Origin of the sequence: Parafrankia discariae (genome assembly GCF_000373365.1) — a bacterium.
In the GTDB taxonomy this organism is placed as follows: domain Bacteria; phylum Actinomycetota; class Actinomycetes; order Frankiales; family Frankiaceae; genus Parafrankia; species Parafrankia discariae.
Map to the genome: position 1 here is coordinate 12,621 of NZ_KB891225.1, position 17,018 is coordinate 29,638.

Sequence of the window (17,018 nt, forward strand, 5' to 3'; positions counted from 1 at the left end):
CGGCGGAGGCTCTGGTCTTCGCTACTGACGGCGGGCGAGCAGGTGGGCCTGCCGGCCTCGTTCCTGGTCCGTGGGTGCTCGCACCAGCTGGGCGACCTCGACGAGGCCGGCGTGGCGTGCCAGTTCGGCGAGGTAGTCGGGGGGCCAGCGGTAGGCGCCGGTGACCCGATGGTCGTAGGCGTGCACGCCGGCCGTGGGCTCGTCGGTGGCCAGGAAGCCGAGGAGCAGGTGCCCGCCGGGTGCCAGGACCCGGTGGATCTCGGCGAGGGCGGCGGGGAGGTCGGCGGGTGGGGTGTGGATGAGCGAGTAGCGGCACAGGGCACCGCGCAGCGCACGGTCCGGCAGGTCCAGGGCGGTCATCGTGCCGACCTCGAACCGCAGCCCCGGATGGGCGCGCCGGGCCAGGGTGACCATTTCCGGTGACAGGTCCACCCCGAACACGTCCAGCCCCACCCCGTGCAGGTAGGCCGTCGCATAGCCGGGCCCGCAGCCGAGGTCCGCGACCGGGCCGGGCAGGTCGCGCACGAGGTCGGCGAACGCGCCCAGCAGCGCACGCTCCAACGGCTGGCGGTCGAGCACGTCGGCGAACAGTTCGGCGTACACCTCGGCCACACCGTCGTACGCCGCCGCGACGCTCGCCAGATAGCTCGGAGCGGACTCGACCATGGCCGATCATCATAGGCGCGGGCCGCGCGGTGTCTCCCGGTAACCACGGTCAGTGCAGGACCGGTGTGCCCCGCTTCGGCTGTCGTCGCGGGAGTCACCCGGGCAGCACCGTGGAAATCCTGACCACCTGCGCGAGTTGTCGACGTCCTGCGAGGATCGGGGCATGCCGCGCGCGTTCGAGGAGCTGGTCGCCGAGGCGGAGTCGGCGCCGGTGGGCGGCTGGGGATTTTCGTGGCTGGAGGGCCGGGCGACCGAGGAGCGTCCGTCCTGGGGCTATGCCCGGTTGATGGGCGAGCGGATGGCGTCGGCGTCGGTCGCGCTGGACGTCCAGACCGGTGGTGGGGAGATTCTCGCTGGGGTGTCGAAGTTGCCGGCGGGGACGGTGGCGACCGAGTCCTGGCCGCCGAACATCGCCCACGCCGCCGCCCTGCTGCGCCCCCGGGGGGTGTCGGTCGTGGCCGCCGGTGACGTGTTCCCCTTCGCCGACGACGCCTTCGACCTGGTGGTCAGCCGGCATCCGGTGGCCACCGCGTGGATGGAGATCGCCCGGGTGCTGCGCCCGGGCGGGGTGTACTTCTCCCAGCAGGTCGGTCCGGGCAGTGTGTTCGAGCTGGCCGAGTATTTTCTCGGGCCGCAGCCGCCGGAAGTGCGAGGTCGGCGCCACCCCGACCGGGCCAGGGCCCAGGCCGGGTCCGCCGGGCTGGAGGTCGTCGACCTGCGGATGGAGTCGCTGCGCACCGAGTTCTTCGACGTGGGGGCGGTGATCTACTTTCTGCGGAAGGTGATCTGGATGGTCCCGGGATTCACCGTCGCCCGGTATCGCCCGCAGCTCAGGGCCCTGCACGACCGTATCCAGGCCGACGGGTCCTTCGTCGCGCACGCGACGCGGTTCCTCATCGAGGCCCGCCGGCCCAGCTGAGCCGAGGAATCGATCGAGTCACGATTACGGCTACCGGGTTTCCGGGCTGATCGGCTTCTGCCAGATCAGAAGGTAACGCCAGAAGAGGAGCCGTCGCACGCGCGCCCCGGGCAGTACGGCGGCGGCCTGGCGCGCGGCCTCTCGGGTGGTCAGCGGCGGATCCATGACCACGGGCATGCTCGCGTGTGCGGGGTCCTTCGCGAACCAGCTACCGCCGCCCAGCAGTCCTTTCATGCGAAACAGCGCGCCGAGCAGGCGATGTCCGACCGCCGCGACGATCTCGACGGGAAATTCCCGGAGCACGTCCGTCCGGGGCAGGACGACGGCGGCGAGGATCCCTCCGGGTCGCAGGGCGGCCCCGAGCACCGCAAGCGCGTCCGGCAGGGGCATGTGGTGCAGCGCGCTGATCGAGAAGATCGCGTCGTACTCCCTGGCCGGCAGCGAATCGGCCAGCACGTCAGCGAGAACGCAGGTCACGTTGTGGGGGGTGCGGCGCCTCGCCTCCTCGATCATCGCCGGGGAGCGGTCGACGGCGTCGACCCGTTCACTGCGCTGGGCGAGCCGGGCCGCGAACGCTCCGGCGCCGCAGCCGACATCCAACACCCGTCGAGAGGGCTGCGGCAGCTGGCGCAGCAGCAGCCGGTGGTAGTAGGCGTTGTGGTCCCAGTCGAGCACAGCCAGACGCTATCGACAGTCGGCTACGAGGGCCAAGGTCGCGGTGTGGGTCGGGTCCGGCGGCCTGTGGGCACACCGCCGGATGGATCCGACCGCGACGGCGCCGGCCCGGTGCGGCCTGGCGGAGATCCCGGCCCGTCCCGTCAGGCAGCGTGGCGGACCCGCCATCGACGGCGCGCGTTTCGGTCGGGCGACGCACGGACGCCGGCGCCTGGACCCCCTCCACGGCACGTAAGAGAGGGTGACCAGAGCGCCGGCGACCTGGCCCGGAAGGGAGCCGTCAGATCAGTGTTCGGGAAGGTCCCGGGCCCGCGCCCGGTCGAGCAGCGCGCTGATGCCGTTGAGGGTCTGGAGGTGCTCGCGATCCGTGGTGTTCAGGTCGACGGGAACTCCGGTGATCTCCTCCAGCAACAGCAGGAACTCGACCATGGTCAGGGAGTCGAGGACTCCCGCCTCGACGAGGTCCCGGTCCCAGTCGATCGCCTCCGTGGAGTCGGTGAACCGCCCCAGCAGCTCGGTCACCGGGCGCATGATTTCGCTGTCAGCCTGTGTCACTGCCGTTCTCCCTGTTCTGTGAAGGATTTCTTTCGCGGCGACCACGTGCGACTACGCGGTTGTCGACTCGGGTGGAAAGGCCCCGGGCGCGGCGAGGTCACGGATCAGCGCGTCTATCAGGTCCCGGGTCACGTGCCGCATGGCGTACAGGTGGGCGTACGGCCGCGCCAGCCCGGCCACGCGCGTCGTCTCGCACGACAGCGAGTAGCGGGTGACGATCGAGGCGCTGGGCCGGCGGAAGCGGACCGCGAGGGAGCACGGGCTGCGGGCCACCCACAGGTCCCGCCCCGACTCCGCCTGGAGGTCCCGCAGCCGGTCATGGGCGTAGCCGGCGAGGCGGTCGCACTCGACAGCCGCGCGGATCTGGTCGTCGTAGGAACGGCGGGCGAGCTGGTCCCACATGACGAGCGGTGAGAAGCCGTTGCGTGATCCGCCGAACGTGGTGTCCGCGGAGCCGATGTACTCCGAGTCCGCCGGCGGGAGCATCCGCAGCCTGGTCCGGGTCAGGTAGACGCCGCACGGCCAGGGCGCGCCCAGCCACTTGTGGCCGCTGGTCGTGATCGAGTGGACCTGCGGAAGCCGGAAGTCGAACAGCGGCGGGGCCGCCGCCACCAGCCCGGCCTGGTGGGCCATCCGCAGGTAGGGCGCGTACCCGGCGCCGAGGGCGCCGTCCACGTGCAACCAGTAGCCGGTCCGGACGTCCGTGGGGCCGGACCCGCCGGGCCTGTCGGGCCCGCCGTGGCCGCCGTGGTCGCCGTGGTCGCCGTGGTCGACGTGGCGTTCGTCGAGGCCGTACTCCGCGCAGATGTCGTGCACCACCCGGGCGGCGGCCGCGACGTCGTCGTAGGCGCCTTTGAACGCCGAGCCGTAGTTCAGGTTGACGATGACGGGGAATCCGCGGGAGGCGAAGAACCGCACGATCACCGCGAGCCGGTCGACGTCGACCGTGCCGTCCCCGTCCCCGTCCCCGCCCGGGTCTCCCTCCCCGCCACCGGCCGAGGGCACCGCCGCCGGCCAGGGAATTCCGGGCCCCAGCGGGTTCTCACCGGGGAAACGCCGCTCGCCGAGGGACCGCATGGTGTCGAGGCCCAGTAGCCGGGTCGCCTTCGTCACCGAGTAATGGGTGTCCTCGGAGAAGAGGACGACCGGGTGGAAGGCGTCGGAGTCCTGTTCGCGGTGGGCGGCGGCCGGGGTGTTCCGGGCGGTTCCCGGGACGGGCGGGCCCGGGGTCGGGTGCAGCAGCGGGTTTCCGGACAGGTATTCCCGCGCGTTCCACAGCGCGTACAGGTTCCCCTCGCTCGCGCCCATGGTCAGCGTGTAGCCCCAGTACGACTCGGGATCGTCGTCGCGATGCGGCCAGCGGGCGTTCCACAGGGACGCGAAGTAGTCGAGGACCGCCCGTTCGAGGATCTTGGTGTTGTGCGTGACCGAACCCGTCCGGTAGGGGTCACCCGCGTTGTTGACGGGCAGGTCCAGGTACGGCGCCAGCCGGTGCTGGTAGTCGAGGTCGCCGTTCAGCTGGAATCCCACCGAGTTCCGGCACTGCCGCTGCAGGTGGGCCCGCAACAGGGACTCCGCCGCGGTGTACTGCTCCACGGTGAGACCACAGGCCGGCAGCTGGAACCCGGCGTAGGCGATCCCGGGGACGTCGTCGTAGATCTCTCGGGGATCGCTGCTCGGCGGCGTCACCGTGGGCATGCCGTCAAGCGTGCGCAGGCCACTGAACGCCTTCTGCCAGGGGGTGTCCGCCGGCCCGAACGGAATGTCGCTGGGATCGGTCTTCGCCGGTCCCGTCATGTCTGCTCCTTCGGCTGACGAGGTCACGCCCGGGGGGCCGGCGCGTCCCGCCAGAGCGGGTAGAGGGACGGGCCGCCGTCGGGCAGGGTGATCTCGTCGCCGACGGGGCGCATGTCCATTTCCCGCCACAGGTCCCGGTTGCGCGGGCTGGACGCCTCCGCGTAGATCCCGTGGCCGCCCAGGTGCTCCGTGCGCAGCAGCGTGTGCACGAGCAGGACGCCGCTGCCGCTGGCGCCCGGCTCGGGGCGGGTCGCGGCGAACATCATGTGGAAGTGCGGCGGCAGGTCCGTCGGGTAGTGCTCGTCGAGGGCACGCATCAGGGCCACCGCCCGCTCGCCGTGGGGTCCGCAGGCCGCGGCCAGGCGCTCGTCGAAGCGGGCCTGCTCGACGTCGTCCAGTACCGGCTCCCCGGGCGGGGACCAGACCAGCAGCGCCGAGTAACCCGGTGTGAAGCCGACAAGCCCCCGATGGTCGAGCAGCATCCCGGTGACGGTCCCGAAGAAGCCCGCGAGCCACCGGTCGCGCTCGGCCGACCCGCGCGGGATCGTCCAGTCGAGGATCGGATCGGCGGTGAAGGCGAGGGTGAGGGTCCGGGTCACCGCCTCCAGGTCCGGGGTGCCGCTCACCTCGAACTGTCTGCGCCGGCGCGCCGAGGTCGGGCCGCCTCCCGGGCTCGTTCCGGTGATCGATGTCGTCATCGCTCCTCCTCCGGTGGGGTGCGCCGCCTGGCGCGGGGGCCGTGCCCGCCGGGACGGCGACGTCTCGGACGGCCGCTGCCCGGGGGCGGCGGCGTCCACGAGGAGAAGTCCCGGGGCCGCGGCTGGAAACAACGATGCTTTCGCGCCCTGACAGAACGCTGACCCGCGGCTGACGAGACCGCAAAGCGCGCGGCGAATAAACTCGGAAGGTTGTGCGCCATCCACACCCGATACCGGGCGAGGTTACCGGGGCCCCGGGAACGTCTTCGTCGGGCAAGAGGATCCCGGCCGGCCAGATATCCAGAGATCCGTCTCGACCTTTTTGTGCACCGTGAGGAAACTAACAAGCCCGGAAAGGGTTTTCAGAATGTGGCATGGGTGCGAGGACGGCCGTCTTATGCTGGCCATGTGGCGGCCGGGTGCCGCGCGGTGCGGACGACCGCGGTGCGCAGTGGCCGACGATGCGCCAGGGGCCGATGTGTTTCCGCTTCGAGGGTGTCGCGCGGCAGGAGAAGCCTCAGGTGAAGTTCAGGGTGCTCGGGTCCGTGGAGGTCGAGGCCGGTGGCAGGGCACACCGGATTCCCGGGGCCCGCCAGCGGCTGCTGCTGGCGACACTCCTGGTCAGCGGCGGACGTCCGGTGCCCGCCGAGCTGCTCCACGCCGAGCTGTGGGGTGAGAACCCACCGGCCACCGTCGAGAACTCGCTGCATGCCACCGTCTCCCGGTTACGCAGGGCACTGAGGAAGATCGGCGGAGGACGGCCTCCCGCGCTGCTGACCCGCGCGCCCGGCTACCTGCTCGACGTCGACGCGGACGATCTCGACCTGACCGCGTTCCGCGCCGGTGTCGCCCGGGCCCGGGTCACGCGCGGCACCGACCCCGAGCGGGCCCACGCCATCCTGCAGGAGTCGCTGGGGCTGTGGCGGGGGGCTCCGCTGCAGAACATCACCGCCGGCCCGCTCTGCCGTGGCACCGTGCTGCAGCTCGAGGAGGAGTACCTGGCAGCCGTCGAGGACGGTCTGCGGTTCAGCGTCGAGCATCGGGATCCGGCGTACGTCGTCGGAGAGCTGCGGCGGGTGAGTTTCGCGCACCCGTGGCACGAACGGATCATCGACCTGCTGATGCTCGCGCTCTACCGGTGCGGCCGGCAGGCGGAGGCCATCCTGACCTACAACGATGTCCGTGAGCGGTTGTCCCGGGAGCTCGGAGTGGAGCCGTCCGCGCTGCTCCGGAACCGTTTCGAGGAGATCCTGAACCACGCGCCGTCGCTGGGCTGAGCCTTCTGTCGGGAGGAGAGCCCAGACCTGTCCGTTACCGGTTGACGGCGTCAACAAGACGAAAAGTCGGTCTTTTCCGGCATCCCGGAACCGTCCGATCGGTTCCCGGGCAAGGCCGCCGGCTACCGTGTCGTGTGTGTTCACGGGAAGACGACTGTCCGGTTCCCGATGACCGCGATCCGGTTCTCGCTGTGCCAGCGCACAGCGCGGGCCAACGCGCGGCTCTCGGCCTCCCGGCCACAGGCCGCGAGCTGGTCGGGGCCGAGCGAGTGGTCGACGCGGATGACCTCCTGCTCGATGATCGGGCCCTCGTCAAGGTCGGCTGTCACGTAGTGCGCGGTCGCCCCGATGAACTTGACCCCTCGTGCGTGTGCCTGGTGGTAGGGCTTGGCGCCCTTGAAGCTCGGCAGCATCGAGTGGTGGATGTTGATCGCCCGGCCCTCGAGCCGCTTGCACAGGTCGTCCGAGAGGATCTGCATGTAACGGGCCAGGACGACGAGATCGACACGCTCCTCGCCGATGAGGTCCAGTAGGGCGGCCTCGGCCTGCGGCTTGGTGTCCTTCGTCAGCGGGATGTGCCGGAACGGCACGCCGAAACTGTCGGCGATGCGGCCGAGGTCGGGGTGGTTGGACACGACCGCGACGACGTCGAGGTTCAGCTCGCCGATGGAGTTGCGGAACAACAGGTCGTTGAGGCAGTGAGCGAACCTGCTCACCATGATGACGGCGCGCAGACGCCGTGCGGTGTCGGTCAGCTGCCAGATCATGTCGAACTTGTCGGCGAGGACCCGCATCTCCTGGCTGAGAATGTCGAGGTCCAGCGGGGAGCCGTCGACGTGCGCGAACTCCACACGCATGAAGAAGGCGTCGCTGGTCGCACTCCCGAACTGCTGGCTCTGCACGATCGTGCACTCCTCCCCCGCCAGCAGCCCGGTGACCGCGTGCACGATGCCCGGGGCGTCCGGGCAGGACAGCAGCAGGACGCCGTGCTGGGCGCCGACGGGCGCAGTCATCATGCCTCCAGGAGCGATTCGGTCGGGTCGAGAAGGACAAATCCGTCGTCCGTCGACGACCGGACGGCCGGCGAGGACCCGTGCGGCGAGCACTGTGTTGTGTAGCAGCCACACGTCGGTCACTGGGCCCACCCCGCCGGGAACCGGGGTGATGGCGCGGACCCGGGGCGCGAGGGAAGCGTAGTCGACGTCGCCGACCATGTGCACCCGTCCGTCGACGCCGGTCTGCGGGTTGATCCCGACGTCGATGACTACGGCGTTCTCGCCGACGTGTTCGGCTTTGATCAACCCAACCTTGCCGGCCGCGACGATCAGGACATCGGCCCAGCGCGTATGGCGCCCGATCCCGATGGTCCGGTCTGCCCACCCGTCGACGGACTCGACGGTGGTCTGGCGCTCGTAACCCAGTGATATCGCTGGTTTGCCCACATTGTTGGAACGACCGACGACAACGATCCCGGCGAGCCCAAGCGATCGGGTCAACTCGCGTTGCGGCCCGCCGAGCAGGCCGGGCCGCTCCGCCCTCAGGACGCGGGCCGCCGCCACGATGTCGTCGGCGTGGTCGAGCTTCCCACCGCACCCAGAAGTGTGGCCGGCACACCCACCGTGACCGAGACAACCGGACCGTGCGAATGTTAACCGCCGGGATGCCCCGATCAACGATGCCCGGTCGCTGGGAGGCCGTGACATGACGCTGCGTCGGTGGGAGAAGGCTGACGAGGCCTGGATTTCACTGGAAGAACCATGGCGCGAAGCGTTGGAGCTGGCGTGGGAGTCGTATCGCGGAGGCGGTGTCGGAGTCGGCGCGATACTGACTGACAGTGCGGGCCGCGTCCTCGCTCATGGCCGGAACCGGCGTTTCTCCGCTACGTCTCCTCGCTTGCTCGCCCACGCCGAGATGGAGGTCCTGGCCGCGCTTCCTCCCGACAAGGAGCGCGCTCGCGACGCTGTTCTCCACACGACCCTGCACCCGTGCCCGATGTGTCTGGGGGCCGTGGTGGTGGCACGGGTGGGGCAGGTTCATTTCGGGGCTTTCGATCCGACCTGGCTCGGAATCGAGAGGCTACCGGACCTCAACGACGAGGTCCGCCTCCGATGGCCGAGGATCAGCGGCCCGCTGGCCGGCCCGCTGGGTGAGTGGGCCGCGGTTCTGCCCGCGCTGAACACCCGCGGGTCCCTGCTGCGGGCGATGGAAAAGGTCGCGCCGAAACGTGCGCACCGTGCTCGCCTTATCGCGCATCGCCTGGAATCGGATCAACCTGATTCGACCAGCCAGGCCCTCGAGCTGGTCTGGGATCTTCTGACGGACCACGACGACCCGAGCTGATCATCCTTGTGCCCTGAGCTCCCGCCGGTACCCCACGTCACGGATCGCGGCACCACCCACGACCTCATCCCTGACGGCACCGTCCGGCTGCCAGCCCAGACGGGTGTAGAACCGGATCGCGCGGGTGTTCGTTTCCAGGACCCACAGCGTCGCCGACGCGAAACCGGCGGCACCGAGCACCCACGAACGGTTCGATTTCTCCTGCCAGGTGCGTGCGGTGGCCACATACCAGTGAATGTCGGTGACGGCCGGATCCGGTACGGGCTCTCGACGGTGGCAGGCGAGCATTCGCACGAAGAGGGTTAGGGCGACAAGGCCGGAGCCGGGGCCCTATTTCGGCGGGCGCGTCCAGGCGCGGACGGCGAGCTTCCCGGTGGTGCCGAGGTCGAGGTGGAGCGTCAGGGTCACCGGATCGGCGCCCCGCTGGGCCCGCACCCTGACGTAGGTGACTCTGCCGGCGGCGCTGCGCCACATGAGGCCCGAGATGGCGCTCTCGCCCGGTTTCAGGACCAGCGGACGGGCTGGCTCGTCGAATCCCGGTGCCGAGGTGCTGACGCCGCCGCTCCCGTGCAGGATCTGGACACCTTCGACGAGTGACCGGTCCTTGTCCAGCGGCTCCAGGAGCGGGTAGCCGTCGAGTGCGTAGTCGCGCGTCCCGCAGTTCTCCAGGCGTAGACCCCGTACGTGCAGCCCCGTCGCGGATGTGCCGTCATCGACAGTGAGGCGCAGGCCGGAGGGCGGGCACTCGCCGGGAGCGGGCGGCGCCTCGGCGGCAGGCACCCTGGTCACCTCGGCGACCCTGACGCGGGTCACCGGGCACTCTTCGGGGTCGGGCACCCCCAGCCGGACCGTGCCGCGCACGGTCGCGCCGGGGCCGACCGAGTGCACGGTCTCGTATCTGCCGTCCACGAACTCGCCGGTTTCCGCGAGGAAGTAGAACAGGATCGTGTACGTGAACGCCTCGGTTTCCTCGTTGGCGACCTCGTAGGTGGCCGAGATCTCGGGGCCGTCGGTGGGGAGGGGAGCGGAGTAGTCGTCGGGGCACGGGGGGAGCCTGCCGGAGAAGACGGTCTTCGAGGTGATCCGGACGCCGTCCACGGGCGGGACGGTGACGGAGGTCCGGGCCACGGTCGGGCCCCCGGATACGGATCCGCATGCCGTGAGCAGCAGAAGCGAGACGAAAGCTGGAAGAAGGGGGGCAGCTCTGCGCATCCGGTCATCCCATCAGGGGTAGGAGCGCCGGCTGCCGCCGACGCCCGATTCGCACCAGGTTTCGACGGCAGCGACCGCACACGGAGGCGACCAGTCGGGTTCGACCCGCGAATACACGACTCTGCCAGTCCCGACCCCCTACGGCCGACCGCGCGACCGCCGCCGTGTTGGCCGTACGCGGGTCGCGGTCCGCGGTCCCGGGGGTTGACCACCGTCCCATTGCGTGGTGATTATGTCATTATCCCCACAGAAGGGTGATGGGCATGGTGACGGCGACCTGCCTCCTGGCCCAACGCGCCCTCGGCACGACGAGGGCGGACGCCACGCCCCTGACCGGTCTGAAAGCGGCCTGCCGGAGATGCTCGGCGCCGAAGGGCCGTGTGCTCCGACAGAAGGGCCCACCATGACGACACCGGCCTCCCGGCAGCGCATCCACGGCGCGCTGCTGGGACTGGCCGCCGGCGACGCGCTCGGCGCCACCCTGGAATTCATGGGCCCCGCCGAGATCACCCGCCGCCACGGCGTCCATTCCGAGATCATTGGCGGAGGGGCGTTCGGGTGGCGTCCCGGGCAGGGCACCGACGACACCGACCTGACCATCGCGGTGGCCCGCGCCTACGCCGGCGGCTACCGGCTCGGCGCGGTGACCGAGCACTTCCTGCGCTGGTACGAGGGGCGCCCCCGGGACATCGGCGGCATGACCGCCGCCTCCCTGCGGCGTATCGCCGACGGCGAGGAGCCGCTGGCCGCGGGTGCCGCGGCGACCGCCGCGGCGGGAGGCGGCGGCGCCGGCAACGGCAGCCTCATGCGCGCCCTGCCCACCGGGCTGGCCCGCGCCCACCCGGAGCTGTGCGCCCGTGAGGCCGCCGAGATCAGCGCCGTCACCCACGCCGACCCCCGCTGCGTGCACGCCTGTGTCGCCTACACCGCGATCGTCTCCGCCCTCGTCGAGGGCGCGCCCGTCCCCGAAGCCCTCCACGCGGGACGTGGGACCACTCCCCCGGTCCGCGCCGCCGAGGTCGACGCCGCCCTCGCCACCTCCGCTGCGACATCCCTGGTCGACCTGCCCACCACGGGCTACGTCGTGCACTCCCTCGCCGTGGCCGTCTGGGCGCTCCAGCAGCCCGGCACGCTGGAGGAGCTTCTCGTCGCGGTCGTCAACCGCGGCGACGACGCCGACACCACCGGTGCCATCACCGGCGGCCTGCTCGGCGCCCGCGACGGGGCCGCCGCCCTGCCCGAGCGCTGGGCGCGGAAACTGGAATACGCCCAGGAGATCAGCGAACTCACCCCGGTGCTGCACGCCCTGCGCAGCCACCACCCCAGCGCGGAGCCGCTGCGGGGATGACCGGCGAACCCGCGCGCGAGCGTGACAGCTTCGTCTGGACCGACCCGGACACCGGACACCGTTGGCAGATCGACACCACCTGGCGCCCGCAGGCAGGCCGGTGGCTGTGCACCGCCCTGACCATGGCGGCCGCCAGCCCCGGTGCGGCCGTCACCTCCCGCCTCGTGCGTCTGGTCGAAGCCGAGGCCCGGGCCCGGGGCCGGATCCGCGCGCGCCCCGAGGGGCCCACCCCGCCGGGGGACGACGATCCCGAGATCGCCGCCGCCCGGGAACGACTGCGCGGCGCGGGCCGCCTGCGTCCGGTCGACGCCACCTGGCTCGACCGCTGCGCGGTGATGCGCCGGGCCTGGCGAGAGGGCCGGCCGATGGCCGCGGGCCTCGCCGAACGCTGGCCCGGCAACCAGCCCGCCACCTACGACCGCTGGGTCGAACGCGCCCGAACCTGGGACCGCACGACGGCCTCCGGACTCCTCGACACGATCGGCCGTCCGGCGGCACGCTGAGCGGCGGCAAACCCGAGCGTCGACGCCGCGCGGTGCGCCGGGCGCGAGGCCCTCGGGCCGCTGTTTCGCTCCTATATCCCGCACAGCGCGTGGTCGGCTGCCGTCGCGAGCACGGCCGTGGCGGCCGCGGGGGCGGGGTGGATCGTGCTGGCCAGGACGACCGTGCGGGCGGTGTCCTCGTTCCAGAACGCCATGGTCTCGTATCCGAAGACGGCGCCGCTGTGGCCCCAGTTCACTCCGCAGCGGTCCTGGACCCGTTCGATCCCGAGGCCGTAGCGGAAGGCCGGGTCGGTGGGATCCTCCACGATGGTGGTCGTCATCTGCCGGAGCATCCGAGCGCTGAGCAACTCGCCGCCCAGCAGGGAACGGTAGAAGTGGGACACGTCCTGGGCGTTGGAGACGATGGCGCCGGCCGCCCAGGCGTGCGACGGGTTGAGCCCGGTCACGTCGAACGGCCTGCCGTCGGCGGTGGGAACGAGGTCAGGCGGGACGTATCCGTGGGCGTAATAGCCGGGCAGGTCCCCGGTGACGGCGGGGAAGGACGTGTCGGCCAGGCGCAGTGGTGTGAAGATCCGTCGGCGGAGTTCCTCGCCCAGCGGATGGTGGGTGACCGACTCGACGAGCAGTCCGGCGACGATGTAGTTGGTGTTGGAGTACGCCCAGGCGGTACCGGGGGCGAACGCACCCGGGTGGGTTTCGGCGATGGCCACGAGTTCCGCCGGGTCGAAGACCCGGTTGTGGACGACGCCGGCCAGCAGACCGGGGTCGGCTGTGTAGTCGAACAGGCCGCTGGTGTGGTTGAGCAGCTGCCGGACGGTGATCGCGTCTCCGTGGTGCAGCAGGCCCGGCAACCAGCGTTCCACGGGCCGGTCGAGGGCGAGGCGTCCCTCCTCGACGAGTTGGAGTACCACGGTGGCCACGAACGTCTTCGTGATGCTGCCCATCCGCATCCGGGCCTGCGGTCGCAACGGCGCACCCGTGGCCAGGTCCGCGACGCCCGCGGCGGCCTGGCGGACCCGGCCGTGGTCCTGTACCCGGACCACCGCGCCGGGGACGCCGGCGGCGATGACCTCGCTCAGCAGCGTGCGCAGCTCGGGGTCGATCCCCGCCGACGTGCCCGGCTCGGGGACCCCACGCGCCGCCGTGCCGGCCAGGGCTGGGGCGGCCCCCGTCAGCGGGGACGAAACCAGAATCACGATCACGAAGAAAGCCGCGACTGGGAGGAGCGTCCCCGCGGGCCTCAGCCGATATGTCCGGTGCGGGCCGTGCACGTCCGATGAACGGCGCCACATGTCGGTGACGAACTCGCGGAACACCTGAGATTTCACTGCCATCTCCAATGGTTTCGCCGTATGACCGGCCCAGGAAGCCCAGGAAGCCCAGGTCGGCCGGCGGCCCGCGGTGACAGGGCTACCGTGGTTCTTCTTCGTCTGTTCATGTTCGTCGTGACTTTCTCCGGTCCGGGATGTTATGCCCGGCTGCCACTTTTCTCTTCGGTGACGGCCAGCCGGGTCTGGCGGCGCTGCCGCAGCCGGGCGGATATCAGCCGCCACATCCGTCCGCCGACGAAAGCCCCGGCGAACATGAGCACGTAGACCAGCGGAGTCCAGGCGCCACCGACGGATGTGTACGTTCCGTTGAGATAGGTGAACGTCTCGTCGCTGATCAGGTAGGGGACCCCGGTCCAGTGGAAGGTGCCGGAGATGCGCGGGGCGGTCGCGGTGATCCCGGCGTCGAAGGCGGTTCTTGCGACGTGTTCGAGCACCGTCATGACAGCGTCGACGAGGAGAAGGGCGAGGGCCGCGGCCGCCCAGGACGGCCGCCGTGACAACTCGCCGTACTCGGCGGTGAGATAGCCGGCGGCGAGGACGCGCAGATCACCGAGCTGGCGGACGGCCTGGCGGCCCCCGACGTCCTCGGCCGCGGCCCGCAGGTTGTCGCGCAGTTCCCGCCGCCTGGCGATCCGGGATCGGCGCGGCAGGTCCTGCAACCGGGCGTCCATCGTCCACACGGCGCGTTCGATGTGGAGCCGGTCGAGAGTTCTCCGTGACGTGGCCATGTCAGGTGTCCTCCGGTGAGGTGGGCGGGTCGGGGAGGCGTCGGACAAGCACGGGATGGACCACCGCGGCCAGCGACAGCCAACTCGCGGTGCCTTCGGCCAGGGCCTGGACACCGGCCGCGGTCGGTCGGTAGTACTTGCGGGCCGGGCCGGATCGGGAGGCGACCAGGCGCGCCTCCACCCGGCCCTCGCGTTCCAGGCGTGCCAGCGCCGGATACACGCTGCCCTCGCTGATGTCCGACAGCCCGAGCGCGTGCAGCCGCTGGACGACCTCGTAGCCGTAGGACTCGCGCTCGGCGAGCAGCCGTAGCAGCAGCAGCGACAGGACGCCCTTGAGGAGCTGGGGATCATGTGTCGGCGCCATGGAGCAAAGCTAAGCCGGGTACCTGGCATAGTCAAGTAATGGGCATAGGCAAGGCGGGTCGGAAGATCGGAGACCGCACCGTCTGCCGCCGGCGTCGCCCGGCCGCCCTGCGCCGCGAGCCACGCCGTCGCGCCGTTCAGTCAGGTAGCTCGACCGACGTCATGCGCGGTGACACCCGCCCCGCGCCGCTAGGCGGTCGCGCCGAGCAGTGCCTGGACGAGCAGCGTGGCGGTGATGCTCTGCCAGTGTTGCGGGGACCAGCCGAGGGTGGTCGTGGCGACTACGTAGTTCTCGGCGCTGGTGATGAGGAAGGCGAGGTCGGCGGCGCCCTCGACGGTGAGCCCGGGGCGCAGCGCCGCGCGGTCGGCGAGCAGGTCGGCGAGGGCGCGGAACGCGACGCGGCGCTGGCCCTCGTTGACGTCCCACTGCGCGGCGAGATCGGGATCGGTGCCGACGGTGCCGCGCACGACGGCGAGCAGCGGCGCCACCCGCTCCATGATCTCGCGGCCGCCGTGCGTCCAGAGCTCGATCACCCGGACCGGGTCGGGCTCGGCGGTCAGCTCCTCCAGCCAGGGCCGGTTGAGGAGCGCGACCGGCTCGTCGTCGCCGACGGCGGCCACGTCGAGGGCCTCCTTGAGCAGGGTCGCCTTGTTCCCGAAGTGGAAGTAGACGGTCTGCACGGCGACGCCCGCGCGTGCCGCGACCTGGTCGAGCGTCGTCGCGCCGTAGCCCTGGTCGAGGAACAGCTCGGCCGCCGCGGCGACGATCCGCCGCCTGGTCAGCCTGGTCTTCTCGGCCCGGCTCGGCTTGTCCTTGACCCGACTCGGCGTGTCCTTGACGGCATCACCCACTCGCTAGAGACTACTCCAATGACTCGCTAGAGTCGGCTCTAGTGAAAGGAGGGGTCGTGCCCGACCTCGCACCGATCCACCACGTGAAGATCCCGGTCAGCGACGTCCGCGCCAGCAGCGAGTGGTACCAGCGGGTACTCGGCCTGCGGGTGGCGATCGAGTTCACCGAGGACGGCGAACTGCGCGGCGTCGCCCTGGGAGCCCCCGACGGCAGCACCCAGATCGCACTGCGCCACGACCCCGAGCGCGCCGCCGCCCTGGCCGGCTTCGACCTCGTCGCGCTCGGCGTCCCGACCCGCGACGGCGTCCACGCCTGGGTGGACCACCTGACCGCCCTCGACCAGAAGCACGGCGGCCTCGTCACCGGCCACCACGGCGGCACCGTCCTCGTCGGCCTCCACGACCCCGACGGCATCGAGATCCGCCTCTACGCCGACTGACCGACCACAGACCGACCGACCGCACTGAGCCCGACCGACCACAAGCCGAGCCCGAGACCGAGACCGAGCACGGACCGAGAAGGAGAATCCTCATGCGACACACCGACTCCGGCGGCGACGGCGAGCCGCTCGTCCTGATCCACGCGGCGGTCTTCGCCGACTGGTTCGTCCCGTTCGAGCGCGAGCCGGCCGTCGCCGGCCTGCGCCGCATCAGCGTCACCCGCACCGGTTACGCCGACCCCGCCCCCGCCGAGCCGCTGTCGGTCGCCGACCACGCCGCCGAGTGCGCGGACCTGCTGCGCCGTCTCGGGATCGAGCGGGCCAAGGTCCTCGCGCACTCCTCCGGTTGCGTCTTCGCGCTGCAGCTGGCCCTCGACCACCCGGAGCTGGTCGGCGACCTCGTCCTGATCGAACCGCCGCTGATCGACCCGCTCCTGCCGCCGGCGGACCGGGCGCCGGCCGCCGCAGCGATCGGCCCCGCCCTCGGCGCGGCGATGGGTGCCGCCGCCCAGGGCGACCTGCGCACCGCCTTCGACACCTTCCTGACCGCGGTCTGCGGACCGCACCACCGGGCGGTGATCGAGTCCGCCCTCGGCCGCGCCGGCCTGGAACGTGCCGAACGCGACTGCGGCTACACCTTCGCCGGCGAGATCCCCGCGCTCGTCGCCTGGCACTTCGACGAGGAGCTGGAGCGCCGGATCGAGCAGCCGGTCCACCTCGTCGCCGGCGGCGCGAGCCCACCGTTCACCCACCACCTCGTCGAGCACCTCGCCGCGATGCTCCCCGACGCCCGCACCACCGTCGTCCCCGGCGAGAACCACCTGCTCCCCCTCACCGCCCCCGCCGCCCTCGCCGCCCTCATCCCCACCCCGGCCCCCCTCCCCTGACCGACCGGGACACCCTTGACGATCCGATCGCCCCGGTGACCCGGGTGCACACGGCCGCCCTCGGTCACCGGGGCACGGTGACCGAGGGCGGGAAGCCGAAGGTCACCGTGCCCACGATGGAATCGGTCACCGCTCACCCCCAGGGGGGCTCCATCCCGCAGTTCTCGTAGACCTCCGCCGGCCAGGGCTGGCCCACGGTCGCGGTCGGCCAGACCGCCGGGACCGTGCTCGGAACGTGGGGGTACAGGTCGGGGGCCTCGCCGAAGCTCACCAGGTCCGCCTGCTCCCATTCCTGCCAGGCGGCGATCGCCGGGCCGTGCAGCAGAGGGTCGGTCAAGCAGTTTCCCGGCAGCTTCCGCTGGCGATGGAGCCGGCGCATCGTCTCGTCGCTGTACGGCTTCAGCTCGTGGGTGCGGTTCATCGCGCG

Annotated in this window: 20 protein-coding genes and 1 pseudogene; 7 read left to right on the plus strand and 14 right to left on the minus strand. The window is 71.3% G+C overall.

All coding sequences use genetic code 11. The features are described 5' to 3' along the window. Positions 1-21: 21 nt before the first annotated feature. Entirely contained in the window at positions 22-666 is a 645-nt protein-coding gene (locus B056_RS0119965; protein WP_018503631.1) for a class I SAM-dependent methyltransferase, read from the minus strand. Positions 667-829: 163 nt separating this feature from the next. Between B056_RS0119965 and B056_RS0119970 the strand changes: the two genes are divergently transcribed. Further along, entirely contained in the window at positions 830-1,585 is a 756-nt protein-coding gene (locus B056_RS0119970; RefSeq protein WP_018503632.1) for a class I SAM-dependent methyltransferase, read from the plus strand. A 30-nt stretch (positions 1,586-1,615) separates the two neighbouring features. Here B056_RS0119970 and B056_RS0119975 read toward each other — a convergent pair whose 3' ends face one another. The 4 genes from B056_RS0119975 to B056_RS0119995 form a co-directional block, all read right to left on the minus strand. Continuing rightward, positions 1,616-2,260, minus strand: coding sequence for a class I SAM-dependent methyltransferase (locus B056_RS0119975; protein ID WP_018503633.1), 645 nt, complete (start codon positions 2,258-2,260; stop codon positions 1,616-1,618). Positions 2,261-2,545: 285 nt separating this feature from the next. Continuing rightward, positions 2,546-2,815, minus strand: a complete 270-nt coding sequence (locus B056_RS0119985; RefSeq protein ID WP_020572603.1) for a phosphopantetheine-binding protein — start codon at positions 2,813-2,815, stop codon at positions 2,546-2,548. Positions 2,816-2,866: 51 nt separating this feature from the next. Then, entirely contained in the window at positions 2,867-4,612 is a 1,746-nt protein-coding gene (locus tag B056_RS0119990) for a pyridoxal-dependent decarboxylase (protein ID WP_018503636.1), read from the minus strand. Positions 4,613-4,635: 23 nt separating this feature from the next. Then, entirely contained in the window at positions 4,636-5,310 is a 675-nt protein-coding gene (locus B056_RS0119995; protein WP_018503637.1) for a hypothetical protein, read from the minus strand. A gap of 521 nt (positions 5,311-5,831) precedes the next feature. Between B056_RS0119995 and B056_RS0120000 the strand changes: the two genes are divergently transcribed. Then, complete coding sequence (locus B056_RS0120000) at positions 5,832-6,587, plus strand: AfsR/SARP family transcriptional regulator (protein WP_026239911.1); 756 nt, start codon at positions 5,832-5,834, stop codon at positions 6,585-6,587. A gap of 140 nt (positions 6,588-6,727) precedes the next feature. On the opposite strand, the gene purU is transcribed toward B056_RS0120000, so the two are convergent. Then, a complete protein-coding gene (purU, locus tag B056_RS46090) occupies positions 6,728-7,600 on the minus strand; it encodes a formyltetrahydrofolate deformylase (protein ID WP_026239912.1) in 873 nt (290 codons plus the stop codon). 90 nt (positions 7,601-7,690) lie between these two features. Then, positions 7,691-8,290 (minus strand): annotated as a pseudogene (locus B056_RS46095) (hypothetical protein); the annotation flags it as partial. Between B056_RS46095 and B056_RS39560 the strand changes: the two are divergent. Continuing rightward, complete coding sequence (locus tag B056_RS39560) at positions 8,289-8,927, plus strand: nucleoside deaminase (protein WP_051105682.1); 639 nt, start codon at positions 8,289-8,291, stop codon at positions 8,925-8,927. The pseudogene B056_RS46095 and the gene B056_RS39560 sit on opposite strands and share 2 nt — an antisense overlap. Here B056_RS39560 and B056_RS44545 read toward each other — a convergent pair whose 3' ends face one another. Further along, positions 8,928-9,152 (minus strand): N-acetyltransferase, encoded by a 225-nt coding sequence (locus B056_RS44545; RefSeq protein WP_018503641.1) that lies wholly within the window; start codon positions 9,150-9,152, stop codon positions 8,928-8,930. Positions 9,153-9,257: 105 nt separating this feature from the next. Further along, on the minus strand, positions 9,258-10,139 hold the full coding sequence (locus B056_RS0120020; RefSeq protein ID WP_026239913.1) for a DUF4232 domain-containing protein: 882 nt from the start codon (positions 10,137-10,139) through the stop codon (positions 9,258-9,260). A gap of 403 nt (positions 10,140-10,542) precedes the next feature. Here B056_RS0120020 and B056_RS0120025 point away from each other — a divergent pair, with 403 nt between their 5' ends. Continuing rightward, positions 10,543-11,487, plus strand: a complete 945-nt coding sequence (locus tag B056_RS0120025; protein WP_018503643.1) for an ADP-ribosylglycohydrolase family protein — start codon at positions 10,543-10,545, stop codon at positions 11,485-11,487. Continuing rightward, the gene (locus B056_RS0120030; RefSeq protein ID WP_018503644.1) at positions 11,484-11,990 is read left to right on the plus strand and encodes a hypothetical protein; all 507 of its coding nucleotides are present in this window, start codon (positions 11,484-11,486) and stop codon (positions 11,988-11,990) included. The genes B056_RS0120025 and B056_RS0120030 overlap by 4 nt, the downstream gene beginning before the upstream one ends. A 71-nt stretch (positions 11,991-12,061) precedes the next feature. Here the strand turns inward: B056_RS0120030 and B056_RS0120035 are convergent, their stop codons facing one another. From B056_RS0120035 to B056_RS0120050, 4 genes are all read right to left on the minus strand, one after another. Continuing rightward, complete coding sequence (locus tag B056_RS0120035) at positions 12,062-13,324, minus strand: serine hydrolase domain-containing protein (protein ID WP_084647199.1); 1,263 nt, start codon at positions 13,322-13,324, stop codon at positions 12,062-12,064. A gap of 134 nt (positions 13,325-13,458) precedes the next feature. Further along, complete coding sequence (locus tag B056_RS0120040; protein ID WP_018503646.1) at positions 13,459-14,049, minus strand: hypothetical protein; 591 nt, start codon at positions 14,047-14,049, stop codon at positions 13,459-13,461. A gap of 1 nt (position 14,050) precedes the next feature. Further along, positions 14,051-14,413, minus strand: coding sequence for a PadR family transcriptional regulator (locus B056_RS0120045; RefSeq protein ID WP_018503647.1), 363 nt, complete (start codon positions 14,411-14,413; stop codon positions 14,051-14,053). A 188-nt stretch (positions 14,414-14,601) separates the two neighbouring features. Next, the gene (locus tag B056_RS0120050; RefSeq protein ID WP_018503648.1) at positions 14,602-15,264 is read right to left on the minus strand and encodes a TetR/AcrR family transcriptional regulator; all 663 of its coding nucleotides are present in this window, start codon (positions 15,262-15,264) and stop codon (positions 14,602-14,604) included. 56 nt (positions 15,265-15,320) lie between these two features. On the opposite strand from B056_RS0120050, the gene B056_RS0120055 reads away from it, so the two are divergent. After that, on the plus strand, positions 15,321-15,704 hold the full coding sequence (locus B056_RS0120055; protein WP_018503649.1) for a VOC family protein: 384 nt from the start codon (positions 15,321-15,323) through the stop codon (positions 15,702-15,704). Positions 15,705-15,796: 92 nt separating this feature from the next. After that, positions 15,797-16,591 (plus strand): alpha/beta fold hydrolase, encoded by a 795-nt coding sequence (locus tag B056_RS0120060; RefSeq protein ID WP_018503650.1) that lies wholly within the window; start codon positions 15,797-15,799, stop codon positions 16,589-16,591. Positions 16,592-16,724: 133 nt separating this feature from the next. On the opposite strand, the gene B056_RS0120065 is transcribed toward B056_RS0120060, so the two are convergent. Beyond that, the gene (locus tag B056_RS0120065) at positions 16,725-17,012 is read right to left on the minus strand and encodes a hypothetical protein (RefSeq protein ID WP_018503651.1); all 288 of its coding nucleotides are present in this window, start codon (positions 17,010-17,012) and stop codon (positions 16,725-16,727) included. Between the last annotated feature and the right edge of the window lie 6 nt (positions 17,013-17,018).